The organism is Cupriavidus sp. F041 (genome assembly GCF_057814235.1).
Map to the genome: position 1 here is coordinate 3,622,628 of NZ_JBVASY010000001.1, position 18,948 is coordinate 3,641,575.

The window sequence follows — 18,948 nt, forward strand, 5'->3', positions numbered from 1 at the left end:
TATCTGGCGAGCGTACTCAGGCACCGCCCCGGTCGCGAGGCACCGCCGCCAGGCGGGCGGTGGACGCTGGCGATGCGGTCCCGTGCTGGCCTTCATGCTGACGGCCAAGCCACCATCCCAGCCAGGCCCATCCCAATGCCAGCGCAGCCCCGGTGAGCGCCACCACGGCCGGGTGGCCGGATAGCCCGTCAATGGCGGTCTTGATCCAGGCGCTGACCGTATCGCCGGCGCGATAAACGGCGGTGTCGATCACGTTCTTGGCCTTGTATTTGGTTTCGGCATCCATCAGCGTGAACAGCATCTCCCGGCCCGGCCGCAGCAATGCGTATTCGCCCACCCGGCGCAGGATCATCACGCCGGCCAGCACGCCGAAGGCCGGCCATAGCGCCAGCACCAGGAAGCCCGCCGCCACCGCCAGCGGCACCGCGCTGAGCAGGGAAGTCACGCCGTAGCGCCTGGCGATGCGGCCCGAGAAGAACACCTGCACCACAATGGTCAGCGCCTGCACGATGGCGTCGATGGCGCTGAAGACCTGCGTCTGCTGCGTGCGGCTGGGAAAGGTCTGCGCCACCAGCCTGGCCTGCTCGAAGTAGAGAAAGGTGCTGGCGGTGGCCAGCAGGATCACGAACAGGCTGATGCCCAGCAGGTAGCGCGAACGCGCCACCAGCGTCAGGCCGGCCCAAAGCCCGCCGCCTATAGGCCGGGCCGGGTCTTGAGCCGGGACCGGATCGTCCGCCACCGGCACGCCGGCACCGGCGCGCCGGCGCCAGCCGAACAGGTAGCCCACGCCGGGCAGCGTGGCCGCCAGCAGCGCGGCGGACAGGAGCATCAGCCCGGTCAGGCCGATGCGCGGCACCAGCCAGCCGCCGAGCAACGGCCCGGCGAGTCCGCCCGCGCTGGCGCCGGCGGCCAGCAGGCCGAACAGGCGCCGCGCCTGGCCGGGGCGGAATACATCGGCCATCAGGCTCCACGCCACCGACACCACGAACAGGTTGAACACCGACAGCCAGACGTAGAACACCCGCGCCAGCCAGATACCGTCGGGCGCGGCGCGCGTGGCCACGGCAAAGCCCAGCAGGTTGGCGATAAAGAACGCATAGACCCACGGCACAAAGCGCCGCCGCGGCAGGCGTGCGCTGCACAGGCCATAGCAGGGAATCGCCACCAGCATGACCACGAAGGTGGCGGTGAACAGCCATTGCAGGTTCTGCACACCACCGGCGATACCCATGGTCTCGCGCACCGGGCGCAGCATGAAGTAGCTGGCGAACAGGCAGAAGAAGAACAGGAAGCCGGCCGCCACCGCGCTGCCTTCGCCGGACTGGATGCCGAGGCTGTGCCGGGCCGCTTGCGTGCTGCTGGCCATGACCGGCTCAGGCCAGCAGCGCGGCGATGCGCTCGCGCTGGCGGGCATCGGGCATGCGGCCCAGGCCCGCGCCGAGGTTGTCACGCATGTTCCTGGGCTTCGAGGTGGCGGGGATTGCCGCCGTCACGGCGGGATGGCTGACAATGAATTTCAGGAAGAGCTGGGCCCAGGAGTCGCAGTCGATCTCGCCGGCCCAGGGTGGCAGCGGGCGGTCCTTCACCGCGCGGAACAGCCGGCCGTCCTGGAACGGGCGATTGACCAGCACCGCCACGCCGCGCTCCTGGCACAGCGGCAGCAGCGTGCGTTCGGCATTGCGCTCGGCGAGCGAGTAATTGATCTGGACAAAATCCACGCGTTCGCTACGCACGATCTGGGCCAGCGCCTCGTGCGCGTCCTCGCGGTAGTGGGTGATGCCGGTATAGCGCGTCTTGCCGCGTTCCTTCAGCTGGCGGATAAAGCGCAGGTTGTCGCGCCAGTCGATCAGGTTGTGCACCTGCAGCAGATCGACGGTTTCGCTACGCAGGTCGCACAGCGACTGCGCCCACTGCGCCGGCGCGTTGGCGGCCGACGCCGAGATCTTGGTGCCCAGGAAGACCTTGGCGCGGGCGTTGGCATCCAGGAGCAGGTCGCCGGTAACGGCCTCGGCGCTGCCGTAGCTGGGCGCGGTGTCGATCACCGGGCCGGGCGTTTGCAGCAGCAGGGCCATTACCTCGGCCAGCGGCGCGCGCTCGCCGGGCTCGGTACCCACATTGAAGGTATCGGCGGTGCCCATGCCGATCACCGGCAGCGTTTCGCGGCCGCCGGGCAGCGCACGGCGCAGGGGGACCGGGGAGGGCGGGGCAGCGAGCGCGGCGACGGGCGAGGCCAGGCCGGCGGCAAGCAGCATGCCGCGGCACAGGAAGCGGCGTCGATCAGATGACATGGCGGTCTCCTCGCTGGTGGGCACGGATTCTGGTGGCCGGGATCCCCTGTGCTGCGGCATATAGCCACGGCTTCGCACGGCACGGTGCGGCTGGATTAAGCTGGACGCTCCGGTCCGGGGCATCTTCTCACAGATAGGAATCCTGCTGCTATGGTCGCTTTGGTCGCTCTTCTGCTGGTCTGCATCTACCTGTTGCTTGCCGGTGTGCATGTTTACTGGGCGTTGGGCGGCTCCCTGGCCAAGGATGCGGCGGTGCCCCGCGTTCCGCGCAAGGTATCCCCCGGCGAAGGGGCGGCTGCGGTGCCTGCGATGGTGCCTGCTTTCACGCCTTCGCGCACTGGCACGCTGATGGTGGCCGTCGGGCTGGCGGTGGTGGCATTGATGGTGGCCGCGCGCGCCGGGCTGTTCGCCGTGCCATACACGGGGCCGCTGCTGCAATGGGCCATCGGCCTGGTGGCGGTGGCCATGCTGGCGAGGGCGGTGGGCGATTTCCGCCTGGTTGGTTTCTTCAAGCGCGTCACCGGCTCACCGTTCGCGCGGCTGGATACGCTGGTCTATTCGCCGCTATGCGCAGTCCTGGCCGCCGGCCTGGCGTACGTGGCGATGCTGCCACCCTGAGCGTCCTGCGTGCTCCCGCCGGCGGCCCGCGCGGTATCGCCGGAACCCCCGATTGCAAATTGGGGGCGAGCGCCTGAAAATGCCCCTCATCCAAGACCGGGCGCCGCGGCCAGGGGCCGCGGCAAGAGGCTGAACGGGAGACGGGAGACCACGATGCGCACCCAGGTAGCGATCATCGGTGCCGGGCCGGCGGGCCTGCTGCTGGGGCATCTGCTGCGCCGCGCCGGCATCGATGCCGTGGTCATCGAGGACCGCAGCCGCCAGCACGTCGAGGCGCGCATCCGCGCCGGCGTGCTGGAGCAAGGCACCGTGGACCTGCTGGTGGCCTCCGGCGCGGGCGAGCGCCTGCAGCGCCAGGGCCTGCGCCATCACGGCATCGACCTGCTGTTCGGCGGACGCCGCCACCACATCGACCTGTCCGGGCCGACCGGGGGCCGTGCCATCACTGTGTACGGCCAGCACGAAGTGGTCAGGGACCTGATCGCCGCGCGCCAGGCGGATGGCGCGCCACTGCTGTTCGAGGCCAGCGGCGTGGCGCTGCACGGCATCGATGGCAAAGCGCCCGGCGTCACGTTTGCACACGGGGGGCGGCGCCACACGCTGCATTGCGATTTCATCGCCGGATGCGATGGCTTTCGCGGCGTCTCGCGCGGAGCGATTCCGGCATCCGCGCTGCAGGTGTTCGAGCGGACCTATCCCTTTGCCTGGCTCGGCATCCTGGCCGAGGCCGCGCCAGCCGCGCGGGAGCTGATCTATGCCAGTCATGCGCGCGGCTTTGCCCTGTTCTCGATGCGTTCGCCGCAGATCACGCGGCTCTACCTGCAATGCCGTCCCGACGAGGATCTCACCCTGTGGCCAGATACGCGGATCTGGCAGGAGCTGCACGCCCGCCTGGAGACCGGCGACGGCTGGCGGCTCAACGAAGGCCCGGTGCTGCAAAAGGGCATCACGCCGATGCGCAGCCATGTGGTGGAGCCTATGCAATATGGCCGGCTGTTCCTGGCCGGCGACGCGGCGCATATCGTCCCGCCGACCGGTGCCAAGGGCATGAACCTGGCGGTGGCCGACGTGCGCACGCTGGCACGCGCGCTGGCGGCACACTATGGCGAACGCCGCGAAGACCTGCTGGCGGCGTACTCCGCCACCTGCCTGCGGCGGGTCTGGCGCGCCGAGCATTTCTCCTGGTGGATGACTTCGCTGCTGCATCGTTTCCCTGACCAGACCCCCTTTATGGCGCGGCTGCAGCGGGCCGAGCTGGAATATGTTGCCGCTTCACCCGCCGCGGCCGCGTCTCTCGCGGAAAACTACGTCGGGCTGCCCTTCGCCGCCTTCGAGGGCGAGTGAACCCCATCCAACCCTTTGGAAAGACAGGAGACTTCATGACTCAGCGCAGTGGACGGGCCTCATCGCAACGCGGGGAGGCCCGGCGATGATCGCCAGCTTTGGCGTGCTGTTCGACGGGCTGGCCTATGGCTGCCTGCTGTTCCTGATCAGCGTCGGGCTCTCTGTCACCATGGGCCTGATGAATTTCGTCAACCTGGCCCACGGCGCATTCGCCATGTTCGGCGGCTACGTGGCGGTGGTGCTGATGAGCCGTGCCGGCGTGCCCTTCCTGGCGACGCTGCCGCTGGCCTTCGCGGGTGCCGCGGTGGTGGGCTGGGGGCTGGAGCGCACCTTGTACCGGCGCCTCTACCGCGCCAGCCATCTCGACCAGGTCCTGTTTTCCATCGGGCTCACCTTCATGGCGATCGCCACCGCCACCTACGTGTTCGGGCCCGGCCAGCAGCCGGTGGAACTGCCCGCTTTCCTGCGCGGGCAGGTGCGGCTTGGAGGACTGGATCTTGGCGCCTATCGGCTGTTCCTGATCGGCGTGGTGGTGGCGATCACCGCGGCGCTGGGCTGGCTGGTGGCCCGCACGCGCTTTGGCGCGCAGGTGCGCGCGGCTGTGGACAACCAGCAGGCGGCGCGCGGCCTCGGTATCAATGTGGAGCGCGTATTCAGCCTGACTTTCGCGCTCGGTTCGGGGCTGGCGGGCCTGGGGGGCGGGCTTGGCATTGATGTGCTGGGCCTCGATCCCTCCTTCCCGCTCAAGTACATGGTGTATTTCCTGCTGGTGGTGGCGGTGGGCGGCGCGGGCACCATCCGCGGGCCGCTGGTGGCGGCGCTGCTGCTGGGCGTGGCCGATGTGGCCGGCAAGTATTACGTGCCGGCGGTGGGCGCCTTCGTCATCTATGCGCTGATGGTGCTGTTGCTGGTGCTGTTCCCGGCCGGTCTCTGCGGGAGGCGGGCATGAGCGCGCTGGACAAGGTATCCGATGTGGCCAGCGCGGGTGGCGGCGTACTGCGCCCGCGCCTGCCGGACGGGCGCTGGCGAGCCGGCGAGATCGTGTTCTGGCTGCTGCCGGTGGCGGCCTGGTTCCTGTTGCCCGGCTACCTGATACTCGGCAGCCAGGTGCTGATTACCGGCCTGTTCGCGCTGTCGCTGGATTTGTTGCTGGGCTACGCGGGCATCGTCTCGCTCGGACATGCGGCGTTCTTCGGGCTGGGCGCCTACACCGCCGGCCTGCTTGCCGCGCATGGCTGGGGCGAGCCGTTGTCGGGTCTGCTTGCGGCGGGCGCGGTGGCCGGCGTGGCGGGCTGGCTGGCGAGTTTCCTGGTGGTGCGCGGCGGCGACCTGACCCGGCTCATGGTCACGCTGGGCATCGGGCTGATGCTGTTCGAGGCGGCCAACAAAGCGGCCTTCCTCACCGGTGGCGTGGACGGACTGTCGGGCGTCACCATGTCGCCGCTGCTCGGGTTGTTCGCGTTCGATCTGTTTGGAAAGACCGCCTACCTCTACAGCCTGGTGGTTGTCTTCGTTTTGTTTGTGCTGGTGCGCAGGCTGGTGGACTCCCCCTTTGGGCTGTCGCTGCGGGGCATGCGCGAAGGGGCGCGCCGCATGCCCGCGCTGGGCGTCAACGTGCCGCGCCGGCTCGGCGCGGTATTTGCCGTGGCGGCCGCGCTGGCCGGCGTGGCCGGCGGGCTGCTGGCGCAGACCACGCAGTTCGTGGGCATGGACGTGCTGGGCTTTCCGCGCTCGGCGGAGTTGCTGGTGATGCTGGTGCTGGGCGGCGCGGGCAGGCTGTACGGCGCCCTGGTTGGCGCGGCGGTCTTCATGATCGCGCAGGATGTGCTGGCGGGCATCAATCCGGTCTACTGGCAGTTCTGGATCGGCCTGTTGCTGGTGGTGATCGTGCTGTTCGCGCGCGGCGGGGTGATGGGCGCCGTTGACGCCTTGCGCGGGATGCGCCGCAAGCCGGAAGGAGGCCAGCCATGACGGCCATCTTGCGCACGGAAGGGCTGTCCAGGTCCTGGGGCGGGTTTGCTGCCAACAGCGAGATCTCGCTCCGTTTCCCGCCGGGCGCCCGCCATGCCCTGATCGGGCCGAACGGCGCCGGCAAGACCACCTTCATCAACCTGCTGACCGGCGCCTTGCCGCCCAGCAGCGGCACCATCTGGCTCGGCGACGAGGACATCACGCATCTGCCGCAGCACGCGCGGGTGCGGCGCGGCATGACGCGCACCTTCCAGATCAACACCTTGTTCCCTGGGCTGACCGTGCTGGAATCCGTCGTGCTTGCGGTGGCCGAACGCAGCGGCGCTACACGTATCTGGCATCGCACCGTGGCATCGCAGAGACCGCTGGCCGACGAGGCCATGGCGGTGCTGACCAGCCTGCGCCTCGACCGCGATGCCGATACCGAGACGCGCAGCCTGCCTTACGGCAAGCAACGCCTGCTCGAAATCGCGCTGGCGCTGGCCACCCGGCCCGCCATCCTGCTGCTGGACGAGCCCGCGGCCGGCATCCCGGCCGGCGAGAGCGCCGATCTGTTCGGCGTCATTGCCGGCTTGCCGCGCGACATCACCATCCTGTTTATCGAGCACGACATGGACCTGGTATTCCGCTTTGCCGAGCGCATCACCGTGCTGGTCGGCGGCCGTGTGCTCACCGAAGGCACGCCGGCGGAGATCGGCGCCGATCCCCGCGTCAGGGAGGTGTACCTCGGGGAGGCCGTGCATGACTGAATTGCTGCAGGCAGAAGGGGTGTGCGCGGGCTACGGCGAGGCCGTGGTGATCGACGGCATCGACCTGACGCTCCGTGCCGGTGAGAGCCTGGCCCTGCTGGGCCGCAACGGCGTGGGCAAGAGCACGCTGCTGATGACCTTGATGGGCCTGACGCGGCTGCGGCGCGGCAGCCTGCGCTGGCAAGGGCGCGACCTGTCGCGGCTGGCCGCCCACCAGCGTGCCGCCGCCGGGCTGGGATGGGTGCCGCAGGAGCGCTGCATGTTCCCGTCGCTGACGGTGGAGGAGCACCTGACGGCGGTGGCGCGGCCGGGCTTCTGGAACGTGGCGCGGGTCTACGAGATCTTCCCGCGATTGCAGGAGCGCCGGGGCAATCTGGGCAACCAGTTGTCCGGTGGCGAGCAGCAGATGCTGGCGATTGCACGGGCACTAATGGTAAACCCGTTACTGCTATTACTGGACGAACCGATGGAAGGTTTGGCGCCTATTATTGTTCAGGAATTGCAGAACGTGATCCGCCGCTTGATAGACGAAGGCGGCATGGCTGTGATTGTGGTGGAGCAGCACGCGCGCCTGGCGCTTGGCATGACCCGGCGCGCGATGGTGCTCGACCGGGGCAGGGTGGTACATGCTTCGACCAGCACGGAGTTGCTGACGGACAAGGTTACGCTGGACAGGTTGCTGACGGTCGCCTGAGCCAGGCCACGGCATGGTCAACCGGGGTCTGGCGGTGGTGGGCAGCCGTTGATGAACCACGCCGACACGGGCGGCAAAACCGTGGCCGGCATTCGGGCTATGCCCATTCTTGCAGACGGGTAGTGACGGGGGACTATGGAAACCCATGAGCAGAAGCGGCTGGTCAACGCCTATATCAAGCGTTACAGCCGGTACGACCCGGCCATCGGTCGGCACGAGGTGCGCTCATTCTGGGTCTGGCAGGCCTGCGACTGGCTGTGCGTCAATGATCCCGAAAGGCTGTGGCGGCTGGTGCTGGAGGTCCTTGCCCATACGGAGAGTCCCCGCGTGCTGGGCGCGCTCGCCGCCGGCGAACTCGAAGACCTGATCGAATACCACGGCCCGGCGTTCATCGAGCGTATCGAGCAGCAGGCCGGGCGCGACCCGCGCTTCCGCCGCCTGCTGTGCGGCGTCTGGCGCAGTTCCACGCCCCAGGTCTGGGCGCGTATCCTGGCCGCCAGCGATGGCAATTTCAATGAAGTGCCGCAGCGCGCGATGTGGATGTGCTACGACGTGCGGGGCATCGGGCTGCCGGACGGGCCAGCGCCTGGCGGCGCCACGGCGGAACTTGCGCAGATGCGGCGCGCACCCGAGAAAGTGCCTGCCCGCATCGAGAAACCGCAGTCTCCCCGCCGGCAGTGCCAGGGCGCGCGGGCCACCATCGCCATTGAGCCACCGCGCCCCGGCGCGCGGGCTACTTCCCCGGATCCTTGACGTTGTCGAACTTGTCGAACTCCACGTTGTAGAGTTCGCCACCGACCTTCTCCACGCGCCGGATATAGACCGTCTGCACCACGTCGCGGGTGTCCGGGTCGATCAGGATCGGGCCCCGCGGGCTGGCGATCTTCATGCCTTTGAGCGCTGCCAGCATCTTGTCCCCGTCAGTCGCGCCGCCGGTTTTCTTCAGCGCTTCGTAGATCGCGCGCATGCCGTCGTAGGCGGCTACCGCCATGAAGTTGGGCCGGCCGGCGCCAGGGTTGGCTTCGGCGAACGCCTTCAGGAAGGCCTTGTTCTCCGGCGAATCGTGCGCCATCGAATAGTGGAAGGACGTGATCACGCCCAGCGTGGCGTCGCCCATGGCCGGCAGCACGTGGTCGTCGGTAAGGTCGCCGGTGGCGATCACGCGGATCCCCGCCTCGGCCAGGCCGCGCTCGCGAAAGCCCTTCATGAACGCCACGCCTTGCTCGCCCGCGGGCAGAAAGAGGAAGACCGCCTCGGGTCTGGCATCCTTGATGCGCTGGATAAACGGGGCGAACTCCGGGTTGCGCAGCGGCACCCGGATGGATTCGATCACCTGGCCGCCACCGCCGATGAAATTGGTCTTGAACGCTGTCTCCGCATCGATGCCCGGCGCGTAGTCCGCAACCAGCGTCACCACCTTGCGCACCTTGTTCTTGACGGCCCAGGTGGCCATCGGCGCCGAGATCTGCGGCAAGGTCATCGAAACCCGCGCGATATAGCCCGACTTGGTGGTGACCGAAGACGACGCAGCGTTGAAGATCACCATTGCCTTCTTCGCCTGCTCGGCCACCGGCGCCACCGCCAGCGCCTCCGGCGTGAGACCAAAGCCGGCCAGGACATCGACCTTGTCGCGCACCACCAGTTCTTGCGCCAGGCGCTTGGCCACATCGGGCGCGGGGCCGGTGGTGTCCTTGCTGATGATCTGCACCTTGCGGCCCGCCACGGTGTCGCCGTTGAGCTTCTGGAACGCCTTGATGCCACCCTCCATCTGCTTGCCGTAGTCGGCGAAGCTGCCCGAAAAGGGCGCGATCAGCCCGATCTTGACGGGGTCGGCGGCGTGGGCGAGCGTTGGCGCCACGGCAAGCACGCTGCACGCCGCTAGGGCGCGCAGCAAGGGGGCAAAGGTCATCGATGGTCTCCTGGTTGGGTGCGCTCTGATCCCGGCGCCGGGCCGGGCGCGTGCCGGCGCGGGCACTGGCTGTGGAGTTTAGGGGGATGGGGGATTTGGTGCAATCGGGGAGGGCCGCGCATTCATGGCGGCCGTATCGGTCCGGCGTTGGCCAGCGGAACCTCGCGCAGAGGCGCCGGCTAACGCCGGTTGTCCGCGTCAGGCAGCAACAAGACGGAACGAGGACACCGCTTGCTTCAGGCGTTGCGCCTGCTCTTCCAGCGATCCCGCTGCGGCTGCGGCTTGTTCCACCAGCGCAGCATTTTGCTGCGTCACCGTATCCATCTGGGTGACCGCCTGGTTGACCTGCTCGATGCCGGCGCTCTGCTCGGCCGACGCCGCGCTGATCTCGCCCATGATGTCGGTTACGCGCCTGACCGCGCCCACGATCTCTTCCATGGTGTGGCCGGCTTGCCCCACCAGCTGCGAGCCCTTTTCCACGCGCTCGGCGGAATCTCCGATCAGTGTCTTGATCTCCTTGGCGGCAGTCGCGCTACGCTGGGCAAGGCTGCGCACCTCGCCGGCCACCACCGCGAAGCCACGGCCTTGTTCGCCGGCACGGGCGGCTTCCACCGCGGCATTCAGTGCGAGGATGTTGGTCTGGAAGGCGATGCCTTCGATCACGGCGATGATATCGACCACCTTTCTGGACGCGCCGTTGATCTTATCCATGGTGTCGACCACCTGGCCGACCACTTCGCCTCCCCTGACCGCGATTTCGGAAGCATTGACCGCCAGGGAGCTGGCTTGCTTTGCGTTGTCGGCGTTCTGCCGGACGATGCTGGTCAGTTCCTCCATGCTGGAAGCGGTCTGTTGCAAGGACGACGCCTGTTCCTCGGTCCGCTGGGACAGGTCGGTGTTGCCAGCGGCAATCTGGCTCGTGCCGGAGGCAATGGACTCCGTGCCGGTGCGTACCTGGGTGACGATGCGCAGGATATTGCCGTTCATCTCGTTCAGCGCTTGCAGCAACTGGCCGGTCTCGTCCTTACTATCCACGTCGATGCGGCTGGTCAGGTCGCCGGCCGCCACTTTCCGGGCAAAGCCAACGGCACGATGGAGCGGCCGCGTAATGCCGATGGTCAGCCACAGCGAAAATGCCACGCCGATCGCCAGCACCAGCAGGCCAAGCACGATCAGGCGGTTCCGCGTGGTTTCATAAATCCCGTTGATATGTTGCGCGGTCGCGTCGATGCTGGTGCGCTGGATATCGAGCAGCTTCTGGATTTCGGCGAGATAGGCGTTGCCGGCAGGCACGAACTCGGCTTCCAGCACCTGGTTGGCTTCGTCCGTGCTGCCTTCCTCCTTGAGCTTGGTGATCTTGTCGCGAGAGTCGTTATAGGGCTTGCGCACGGTCTGGATCGTCTGGAATGCCGCTTTTTCCGCTTCCGAGGAGAGCATCGGCTCGATCTTGTCCCGCAATGCGGCGATGGCTTCCACGGAGCCCTTTGTCTCCGCGGCAAAAAAAGCGCCGAGGCCCGGGTCCGAGCTCCGCGCCACCGCGGTCGTGCGCCGCACGCTCGTGTGCATCAGGCGATACCAGTCGCTGACGACGCGCTCCTTGGCCAGCGGCTGCTGCATCATGTCGTGCGTGCGGTGAGCGACTTCCTGCAAGCCCAGGACGCTGAACACCGTCATGAGCGTTGACAGTAGCAGCACCACGCCGAAGCCAATACCGAGACGTACCCCAATTCCAAGATTTTTCATTTCTTCTACCTGAATGGAAATAACAATGGTGGCGAAATGCTGGCCCCGAGGGTGCCCATTCGCTCTTTTGTCTGCCGCACAGTGCTATGACGACCGCACCTGTAGGCAATGGTGAATAACGGCTGGCGGGAGACAGACTTGAGTGCCGATGCTGCCCGCGGGGTTGGGGAGGCGCGAACCAGTGCGAAACGCTGTACCGCAAGTCAGAATGCATGGGCCGCATTGGACCCCGTGAAGCAGCGTTGTGTCCGCACACCGTGCGGCCGGGTAGCCCAGCGTTAGCAGGCGTAATTGCGGGGCGACCCCACAACGCTTGATCCAGCGCAAATCAAATGCCTGACGCCATCGCAGAATTAAGTAGGCGCGCATCGGCGCGCTCGGGAGACCACGATGCCGGCATTGACCCTGGAGCAACTCAACACCCTGGCCGTCCTGCTGGATAGCCGGGAGGAACGGATCCGCGGGCAGATGGATGCGGCGAATGTTGCCCGTGCCGTTTCCACACGGCCCGAAGCGGGCGACGTGGCGGATCTGGCGGAGCAGGGCGCCGAACAGCGCATGGACGACGCGGTGGTGGACCACTACCGCGCGGAACTGGCCGATATCGCGGCCGCGCGTGCACGGATAGCGCAGCAAGCCTACGGCATCTGCCTGGATTGCGGCGAGTCCATTCCGTATTTGCGCCTGCAAGCGTACCCGACGGCCGAGCGCTGCATGCCGTGCCAGCGCAGGCATGAACACACATTTGGTGCGGCGTCTTGAATCCCTGATGAGAGAGCGCCACCTGATGGAACGCATCATGGAGATGGAGACGGGGGCTGGCCACCGCCCCACCACACCAGCTTTCAACAGACCCGCGGTATCGGCCCGGCCGCGCATCATGCCTGTCGCGGCAAGCCTGAGATCGACTATGCCACCGCAGAAGAGACGCCGCGCGTTCATTGGCGTCGGGCTTGAGCGCAGCCATCCTGCGCCGCCCGACGATGCCTGGAGACCAGCATGACCCATCCCATCGTGACCCCCGACGCCGTTCCGGAGTATGTCGAATTGCCCCCTCCGCAGATGGAAGGCGGCATGCCGCTGATGCAGGCGCTGCGCCTGAGGCGTTCGATCCGGGCCTTCACCGGCGATCCGCTGGCGCCGGAACTGCTCTCCAGCCTGCTGTGGGCAGCTTACGGCATCAGCGAGCCGAAAACGGGCCGGCGCACAGCACCGTCGGCGCGCAACTGGCAGGAAATCGACCTGTACCTGGCGCTCGCCGACGGCCTCTATGCGCTGGAACCAGTGGCCTGGCGCTTGCGCCTGGTTAGCGGGGAGGACGTGCGCGCAACCACCGGGCTGCAGGACTACGTGGTGCAGGCGCCGCTGGACCTGGTGTTCGTTGCTCGCCTGTCCAGGATGGATGAGCAGGCAAAACCGGTGCGTCAGTTCTACATGGGGCTGGACACCGGATACATCAGCCAGAACGTGTACCTGTTCTGTGCTTCCGCCGGGCTGGCGACGGTGGCGCGCGGCCTGCTGGACAGGCGCGCCATGGCGGGTGCGATGCGTCTCGATGCGGACCAGCGCGTGGTGCTGGCGCAAAGCGTTGGCTTTGCCTCGGCGAACGGAGGGACCGGGCATCCGGCATGACGATCTGCAACGAGCGTCTGGGAGCCGGTTATCTATTGGAGGGCATGATGAGCACAACCTCGCGGGAGCAAATCGACATCGATCTGAGCGGTGCGGTGCTGCCCGGCGACCTGGTCTGTCCGCCGCGTGCTACCGGCCTGGTGCTGTTCGCGCATGGCAGCGGCAGTTCGCGGCTCAGTCCCCGCAACCGCTATGTCGCCGGCCATCTCAACCACGCCGGCATTGCCACCCTGTTGACGGACCTTCTGCTTGCCGAGGAAGACGTCGGGCCGGCGCGGCGTTTCGATATTGGCCTGCTGGCCGCGCGCCTGGAGGGCATCACCCGCGCCGTTCGCGGCATGGCGCAGCTTGGGCGACTGCGCCTGGGGTACTTCGGCGCAAGTACCGGCGCGGCGGCTGCAATCCGGGCCGCCGCGATGACTGGTGGCGGCTATCGGATCGAGGCCGTGGTTTCGCGCGGCGGCCGCCCGGATCTTGCGGGCCATGACGCCCTCGCGGCGTTGTCCGCGCCGACCTTGCTGATCGTCGGCGGCGCGGATACCGAGGTGCTGCACCTGAATGAGCGTGCCTACACATGGATGTCCTGCGAGAAGCACTTCGAGATCGTTGCCGGTGCAACCCATCTGTTCGAGGAGCCGGGCGCACTGGAAGTGGTGGCACGGCTGGCTACCGGGTGGTTCGCCACACACCTGGCGGGGCGGCGGGGCGCGGACCCGGCAACCGGTGAACAGGAGACATCATGATGTTCCGGGACAGGACCGAAGCCGCCACGCGGCTGGCGCAAGCGCTTTCGAGTTACCGGGGCACGCATCCCGTGGTGCTGGCCGTTCCACGCGGGGCGGTACCGATGGGCAGGATCGTAGCCGACCAGCTCGGCGGCGAACTCGATGTGGTGCTGGTCAGGAAGCTGGGTGCGCCATTCCAGCGTGAACTGGCAGTGGGTGCGGTGGATGAGAGCGGCTGGGTTTATGTCACGCCCTTCGCCGAACAGACTGGCGCCGATCCGGCTTATATCGCAGAGGCGCGCAGAGAGCAGCTGGAACTGCTGCGCCGGCGGCGTGCGCTCTACACGCCCGGGCGCACCGCATTGCCGCTCGCCGGCCGTACGGTCATTGTGCTGGATGACGGCCTGGCCACCGGTGCCACCATGATTGCGGCGCTGCACGCGGTGCGGCAGCAGCAGCCTGCGCGGCTGATATGCGCCGTGCCCGTGGCCGCTCCGGATTCCCTGGCCCTGGTGGAGGGCTATGCGGATGAAGTGGTCTGCCTGGGTGCTCCCGCTTATTTTCGTGCGGTCGGCGCGCATTACCGGGAGTTTCCGCAGGTCGACGACGCTGAGGTGGTCGCCTGCCTGGCGGGGGGTGGGGGATGAATGCACAGCCGCATCGGCGGCGGCCTGTGCGCCGAAAACCGCATCTGTGCGACCCACTGCCGCATAAGCCGGCGCAGTGCGTTGGGGCATTCGGAAGTATGCGGCGGCGCGGCAACTATCGGGCGGTTGACGTGCGTCAACTCTGGCCTTCAGACGCCGCCAATAATGAAAAGCGCATCCATGCTGGCACGGTCAGCGTCTGCGCGGTTTCGCCTGACGCTTTTGTGCGGAGACCCGCTCTCCATCCATGTGGGAGACGTCTGGATTTTTATGCCCATCCGCAGTTTACTGAGTGAAATGACGCCTGCAAGGAAGTGATCGAAACGCAGGTGACGAAGTGGGGGCGCGAAACATGGAATTGAAATACAAAGGCCGAACCGTCTCGATCCACACACTCAAGGCCTCCCCCGATAGTTGGGATTGGTCTTACGTCATCCACGGAGTCGAAGCCAGGCGGCATGCCGATGCGCTTGCCCGGTCGGAAGATGTTGCGGTGGAGTGCGCTTTTCAAGCGGCCCGGAAAGTCATTGACCGCTTGTCGGAAGAGGACAATGACTAGCGTCGCCACAAGCCGGGACTGATCGACGGCAGCGGAGGCAGCCAATGGATCGCGACACCATGGAGTACAAGGGGTTCATCATCCATGTCTTCTGCGAGATGATCAAGGATGGCTCGTACACGGCATCGTGCGAAATCTGGGAAGACGCGGCTGTCGTGCATGATGCCAGATCGATTGGCCGGAACTCCGCCACTGCCGCGGATGCGAAGGCGGCGGCTTACGGATGGGCGAGGCAGTGGATAGACAGCAATTCTTGAGAATGAGGCGGGGCCGGTACCTCGCCGCCGTTTGGCCGGATCTGAATGACACCTGGACAGGGGTAGAGAATGCTGATTGGCGTGCCAAGGGAAATCAAGGACCAGGAGTATCGCGTCGGACTGACACCGGCCAGCACGCGGGAATTGACCAGCCGGGGCCACCAGGTGCTGATCCAGGCGGGCGCGGGCGCGGCGATCGGCCTCCCGGACGAAGCCTACACGGCGGCCGGCGCGGCGATATGCGGCGACGCGGGCGAAGTCTTCAGCCGCGCCGACATGATCGTCAAGGTCAAGGAGCCGCAAGCCGCCGAGCGCGCCATGCTGCGGCCGGGACAAATTCTGTATGCGTATCTGCATCTGGCCCCCGATCCCGGGCAAACGGCGGATCTGCTGCGGTCTCGTGCCGTCTGCATCGCCTACGAGACGATCACGGGGCCCGGCGGTGGCCTGCCGTTGCTGGCGCCCATGAGCGAGGTTGCAGGCCGCATGTCGGTCCAGGTGGCCGCGTCCAATCTTGAAATATCGAAGGGGGGCATGGGCTTGTTGCTCGCGGGCGTGCCGGGCGTCGCACCGGCCCATGTCGTCGTGATTGGCGCGGGGGTGGCAGGCACGCAAGCCTTGCAGGTAGCAATCGGCATGGGGGCCAGGGTGACGGTGCTCGACAAGAACGTGGAACGCTTGCGGCAGCTCGACCTGATCTTCGGCAATCGCATCACGACGCTTTACTCCAGCGAACATAGCGTCGAGGCGTCGGTATTGAATGCCGACGCGGTGATCGGATGCGTGCTGGTGCCGGGCGCATCCGCCCCGAAGCTTGTCACGCGCGGCATGGTCGCGCGCATGAAGACCGGATCGGTGGTCGTGGATGTGGCGATCGACCAGGGCGGGTGCTTTGAGACCTCGCATGCGACCACGCATACAGAGCCAACCTACCTGGTCGATGGCGTGGTGCATTATTGCGTTGCCAATATGCCCGGGGCCGTTGCCAGAACCTCAACGTTCGCGCTGAACAATGCAACCATCGGCCACGCTATCGCGCTGGCGGACAAGGGATGGAAGCGCGCGCTGGCGCAGGACAGGCACCTGAAGGCAGGCTTGAACGTTTGCGAGGGCCGCGTGACGTACAAGGCAGTGGCCACGGCGCTGGGCTACGAGTACATGCCTGCCGACCAGTTGCTGGACTGATTCCGTGCCGCAACAACGCCGCCCTCGGTTTGCTTCATTAGCCATCGGGTTGCGATGGAGGTGCGGTTCAGATTACATCCGCCTGTTCCTGGCAAGGCGCGGCGACCGCGACGCACGCATGGCGCATCAGGACGGTCTTCCGGCCGTATCGCCTCGTGAGCTCGGCTTCACTGCGCGATGCCATCCGCCCCTTTTGTACTCAAGAGATGGGCGGCCGCGCGTATGCTGAGTATGCTAGATGAGGTAGACGCTCACCTGACCAACCGGAGGGAATCATGACCGCGCCTGTCACACCCCGGGTTATGCGCAAGTGCCCGTCATGCGGCGCGCAAGGGATGGATAAGATTGCCCACCGTCATCAGCTCTCGCCACAGCAATGTGCCCATCTTCGTTGTCGTTCACAGCAATGAAGGCGGGCATGTTTATGGGGTCCTGCCATACTCGCAGCCATAGGCAGGTCCGCGCTACGCAACGCCGCTCGTCCTAGTCGCGAGGAGGCAGCTATGTTCAAGCATCTTCTGGTACCCACGGACGGATCCCCACTCTCCGAAACCGCCGTCAGAATGGCGATGATGGTCGCCAGGGACTTCCGTGCGAAGGTTACGGGCATTCACGTCATTCCCGAGTTCCGTGTCTTTACCCATCGAGCCGACATGCTCGAGGATGCGCAGGAGCGCTTTGCCCAAAGGGCTGAACACCATGCAGAGCAATACCTGGGAGTGATCGCGCAAGCCGCGAAGGAAGCAGGGGTGGAGTGCGAAACGGTCTGTGTAACCGGCGACCATCCTTATGAGGCGATTCTCCGGGCGGTGGAGGAGCGGGGCTGCGACCTTGTCGTCATGGCCTCGCACGGCCGATCTGGCATTCAGGGGCTGCTGATCGGCAGCGAAACCCAGAAGGTCCTGACGCATGGCACGATCCCGGTTCTTGTGTATCGTTGAGGGATCGTGCCCGGTTGACAGCGCCTGAAGCGCACCGCCTTCAAGCAGCTCAGTGGGTACCGATTCCTTCGCTCACGCTGTCCTGCGCGAGCCGCCTCCAGTTCTTCGCTGCATAGGCATGGGCTTGCCTTAACGCTGCCCACAGACCGACCAGCCTGAGCATCTTCAGCAAGCCTCTGGCTTCGAATTCCGTCGTGCGCCGGACCCGGGTCCGGCCATCGCCGAGCGATTCAAGGGTGAAGGTGTCGACCAGCTTGCCAACCCAGGCGCGGCACCAGACGGTGCTTTCCCGCATCTAGTACTGCAGCAGCCGGTCCGGCTCCAGCTGCAGGATGCGCTGGTTGATCGTGCCCCGGTCCGTGGTGCATTGGCGCGTATTCCCGACCGCAGCGGTGCCTTCCAGGACCCGGCAGCTCACTGGCTTGGGAATTCCGAACCAGAACAGCAGCGGGCGCGACGTATCCATGCGCGCATGCAGGAAGTGCGGCCAGACATGCCGCGGCTCGCAATCGAAAATCCACTCGGATTTGATCTTCATAACCTGTGCCCGATTGCGGATAGCGGTTGGCGGAAACAAAAGGGAGCCGCGCGGGCTCCCCTCGTTCAACAGGCCGGCACGGCTTACAGTGCGGCGTCTTTCAGCTTCTTCATCGGGCGTACCTTGACCTTGACGGTTGCCGGCTTGGCGGCGAACCACTGGTCTTCACCGGTGAAGGGGTTCTTGCCGAAGCGCTTCTTGGTGGCGGGCACCTGGGTGGCGACGACCTTGAGCAGGCCCGGCAGGGTGAACTCGCCGGCGCCCTTCTTGTGGACAGCGCTGAGCACCGTGTTCTCGAGATGGGCCAGCACGGTCTTGACCGTCTTGGCATCCAGTTCGGTCTGGGCGACCAGGTGGGCGACCAGGCTGGATTTGTTGAAGGTGTCCTTCAGGGGCTTCACCGCCGGTGCGGCTGCTGCGACCTTCTTGGCCGGCGCGGCCTTCTTTGCCGGTGCCGCTTTCTTTGCCGGCGCTGCCTTCTTGGCGGCAGGCTTGGCGGTGGTCTTTACGACAGCATTTGCTTTGGTAGCCATGGGTCTTGAATCTTGTGTTCGTTGAATTGCCGCCTGCTGCCGACGGCAGCAGGCGCGCGGCGAGCATAGCACTCCGCGCGGCGCATGCCAAACGCGCGCCATCGGCGCGGCGCGCGGCGCGCTAATTGCCGGTGCCGCCAGCGCCGCCACGCAGGCTGGCGGCAAGCGCCAGGCAGCCGAGGCCGATGCGGCGACCGCGATTCCGGGCAAGCACTGCTGAGCCTACGATGGATCTTTGGTACGCGTACGCGAAACTGCTCCCATGATGCCCAGGCCGAGGGCGATGATACACACGATGCCCACATAGACCTGTGCCACACCTGCTGTAACGAGACTCCACGCAATGCCGCCGACGAGCAGCAGCAGTCCTACCAGGTAGAGCGCGAACGACATGAGGCAGCTCCTTGCAAAGCGCAGCGAACCGTCGCGGCATAGGAGCAATTTAGTCGGCGGGTCCGCTGCGGGCTATCGGAGGATTGCGGAGATTGACGTAGGCCTGTTCTGACTTGTCCGGCGTGGTAAGTCCAGTGGCCCCTGGCGCAAGGCGATGGTTTCGGGGCGCGTGCGTCTGGGTGTCGCGCACCCCGTAGCCCTTGAGGAGGACGATTTCGCCAT

The 18,948-nt window shown here is 66.4% G+C and carries 23 protein-coding genes; 15 read left to right on the top strand and 8 right to left on the bottom strand.

Features of this window, described 5'->3' with window-relative positions; genetic code table 11:
* Nucleotides 1-16 precede the first annotated feature (16 nt).
* Both ACZY0R_RS16690 and ACZY0R_RS16695 read right to left on the bottom strand, forming a co-directional pair.
* A complete protein-coding gene (locus tag ACZY0R_RS16690; RefSeq protein WP_488859414.1) occupies nucleotides 17-1,366 on the bottom strand; it encodes an NTP/NDP exchange transporter in 1,350 nt (449 codons plus the stop codon).
* A 7-nt stretch (nucleotides 1,367-1,373) separates the two neighbouring features.
* Entirely contained in the window at nucleotides 1,374-2,288 is a 915-nt protein-coding gene (locus ACZY0R_RS16695) for an aldo/keto reductase (protein WP_488859415.1), read from the bottom strand.
* Between the two features lie 150 nt (nucleotides 2,289-2,438).
* On the opposite strand from ACZY0R_RS16695, the gene ACZY0R_RS16700 reads away from it, so the two are divergent.
* The 7 genes from ACZY0R_RS16700 (at nucleotide 2,439) to ACZY0R_RS16730 (ending at nucleotide 8,417) form a co-directional block, all read left to right on the top strand.
* Nucleotides 2,439-2,906 (top strand): DUF3995 domain-containing protein, encoded by a 468-nt coding sequence (locus ACZY0R_RS16700; RefSeq protein ID WP_488859416.1) that lies wholly within the window; start codon nucleotides 2,439-2,441, stop codon nucleotides 2,904-2,906.
* A gap of 153 nt (nucleotides 2,907-3,059) precedes the next feature.
* Entirely contained in the window at nucleotides 3,060-4,250 is a 1,191-nt protein-coding gene (gene pobA, locus ACZY0R_RS16705) for a 4-hydroxybenzoate 3-monooxygenase (RefSeq protein WP_488859417.1), read from the top strand.
* An 85-nt stretch (nucleotides 4,251-4,335) separates the two neighbouring features.
* Entirely contained in the window at nucleotides 4,336-5,199 is an 864-nt protein-coding gene (locus tag ACZY0R_RS16710) for a branched-chain amino acid ABC transporter permease (RefSeq protein WP_488859418.1), read from the top strand.
* A complete protein-coding gene (locus ACZY0R_RS16715) occupies nucleotides 5,196-6,221 on the top strand; it encodes a branched-chain amino acid ABC transporter permease (protein ID WP_488859419.1) in 1,026 nt (341 codons plus the stop codon). Before ACZY0R_RS16710 ends, ACZY0R_RS16715 begins: the two co-directional genes overlap by 4 nt.
* On the top strand, nucleotides 6,218-6,970 hold the full coding sequence (locus tag ACZY0R_RS16720) for an ABC transporter ATP-binding protein (RefSeq protein WP_488859420.1): 753 nt from the start codon (nucleotides 6,218-6,220) through the stop codon (nucleotides 6,968-6,970). Before ACZY0R_RS16715 ends, ACZY0R_RS16720 begins: the two co-directional genes overlap by 4 nt.
* Complete coding sequence (locus tag ACZY0R_RS16725; protein WP_488859421.1) at nucleotides 6,963-7,664, top strand: ABC transporter ATP-binding protein; 702 nt, start codon at nucleotides 6,963-6,965, stop codon at nucleotides 7,662-7,664. Before ACZY0R_RS16720 ends, ACZY0R_RS16725 begins: the two co-directional genes overlap by 8 nt.
* Before the next feature lie 135 nt (nucleotides 7,665-7,799).
* Entirely contained in the window at nucleotides 7,800-8,417 is a 618-nt protein-coding gene (locus tag ACZY0R_RS16730) for a DUF6869 domain-containing protein (protein ID WP_488859422.1), read from the top strand.
* On the opposite strand, the gene ACZY0R_RS16735 is transcribed toward ACZY0R_RS16730, so the two are convergent.
* Together ACZY0R_RS16735 and ACZY0R_RS16740 are read right to left on the bottom strand one after the other, a co-directional pair.
* A complete protein-coding gene (locus ACZY0R_RS16735; protein WP_488859423.1) occupies nucleotides 8,398-9,573 on the bottom strand; it encodes an ABC transporter substrate-binding protein in 1,176 nt (391 codons plus the stop codon). The two genes, ACZY0R_RS16730 and ACZY0R_RS16735, sit on opposite strands and share 20 nt — an antisense overlap.
* Before the next feature lie 198 nt (nucleotides 9,574-9,771).
* Nucleotides 9,772-11,316, bottom strand: a complete 1,545-nt coding sequence (locus ACZY0R_RS16740; protein ID WP_488859424.1) for a methyl-accepting chemotaxis protein — start codon at nucleotides 11,314-11,316, stop codon at nucleotides 9,772-9,774.
* A gap of 390 nt (nucleotides 11,317-11,706) precedes the next feature.
* Between ACZY0R_RS16740 and ACZY0R_RS16745 the strand changes: the two genes are divergently transcribed.
* The 8 genes from ACZY0R_RS16745 (at nucleotide 11,707) to ACZY0R_RS16780 (ending at nucleotide 17,262) form a co-directional block, all read left to right on the top strand.
* Nucleotides 11,707-12,078: a TraR/DksA family transcriptional regulator gene (locus ACZY0R_RS16745; RefSeq protein ID WP_045239733.1), complete on the top strand. Its 372-nt coding sequence runs from the start codon at nucleotides 11,707-11,709 to the stop codon at nucleotides 12,076-12,078.
* Between the two features lie 237 nt (nucleotides 12,079-12,315).
* Nucleotides 12,316-12,948, top strand: coding sequence for a nitroreductase family protein (locus tag ACZY0R_RS16750; protein WP_488859425.1), 633 nt, complete (start codon nucleotides 12,316-12,318; stop codon nucleotides 12,946-12,948).
* A gap of 44 nt (nucleotides 12,949-12,992) precedes the next feature.
* The gene (locus tag ACZY0R_RS16755) at nucleotides 12,993-13,691 is read left to right on the top strand and encodes a dienelactone hydrolase family protein (RefSeq protein ID WP_488859426.1); all 699 of its coding nucleotides are present in this window, start codon (nucleotides 12,993-12,995) and stop codon (nucleotides 13,689-13,691) included.
* Nucleotides 13,688-14,320, top strand: a complete 633-nt coding sequence (locus ACZY0R_RS16760) for a phosphoribosyltransferase (protein WP_488859427.1) — start codon at nucleotides 13,688-13,690, stop codon at nucleotides 14,318-14,320. Before ACZY0R_RS16755 ends, ACZY0R_RS16760 begins: the two co-directional genes overlap by 4 nt.
* A gap of 352 nt (nucleotides 14,321-14,672) precedes the next feature.
* Entirely contained in the window at nucleotides 14,673-14,879 is a 207-nt protein-coding gene (locus ACZY0R_RS16765; protein ID WP_488859428.1) for a hypothetical protein, read from the top strand.
* A gap of 44 nt (nucleotides 14,880-14,923) precedes the next feature.
* Nucleotides 14,924-15,136, top strand: coding sequence for a DUF6566 family protein (locus ACZY0R_RS16770; RefSeq protein WP_488859429.1), 213 nt, complete (start codon nucleotides 14,924-14,926; stop codon nucleotides 15,134-15,136).
* A 69-nt stretch (nucleotides 15,137-15,205) separates the two neighbouring features.
* Nucleotides 15,206-16,321, top strand: a complete 1,116-nt coding sequence (gene ald / locus ACZY0R_RS16775) for an alanine dehydrogenase (protein ID WP_488859430.1) — start codon at nucleotides 15,206-15,208, stop codon at nucleotides 16,319-16,321.
* A 503-nt stretch (nucleotides 16,322-16,824) separates the two neighbouring features.
* Nucleotides 16,825-17,262: a universal stress protein gene (locus ACZY0R_RS16780; RefSeq protein WP_488859431.1), complete on the top strand. Its 438-nt coding sequence runs from the start codon at nucleotides 16,825-16,827 to the stop codon at nucleotides 17,260-17,262.
* A 49-nt stretch (nucleotides 17,263-17,311) separates the two neighbouring features.
* On the opposite strand, the gene ACZY0R_RS16785 is transcribed toward ACZY0R_RS16780, so the two are convergent.
* From ACZY0R_RS16785 to ACZY0R_RS16800, 4 genes are all read right to left on the bottom strand, one after another.
* Nucleotides 17,312-17,557: an SRPBCC family protein gene (locus ACZY0R_RS16785; protein WP_488859432.1), complete on the bottom strand. Its 246-nt coding sequence runs from the start codon at nucleotides 17,555-17,557 to the stop codon at nucleotides 17,312-17,314.
* Nucleotides 17,558-17,800: an SRPBCC family protein gene (locus ACZY0R_RS16790; protein WP_488859433.1), complete on the bottom strand. Its 243-nt coding sequence runs from the start codon at nucleotides 17,798-17,800 to the stop codon at nucleotides 17,558-17,560. It abuts the gene before it with no gap.
* 83 nt (nucleotides 17,801-17,883) lie between these two features.
* Nucleotides 17,884-18,333 (bottom strand): HU family DNA-binding protein, encoded by a 450-nt coding sequence (locus ACZY0R_RS16795; protein ID WP_488859434.1) that lies wholly within the window; start codon nucleotides 18,331-18,333, stop codon nucleotides 17,884-17,886.
* A gap of 222 nt (nucleotides 18,334-18,555) precedes the next feature.
* Entirely contained in the window at nucleotides 18,556-18,726 is a 171-nt protein-coding gene (locus ACZY0R_RS16800) for a hypothetical protein (RefSeq protein WP_488859435.1), read from the bottom strand.
* Nucleotides 18,727-18,948 lie beyond the last annotated feature (222 nt).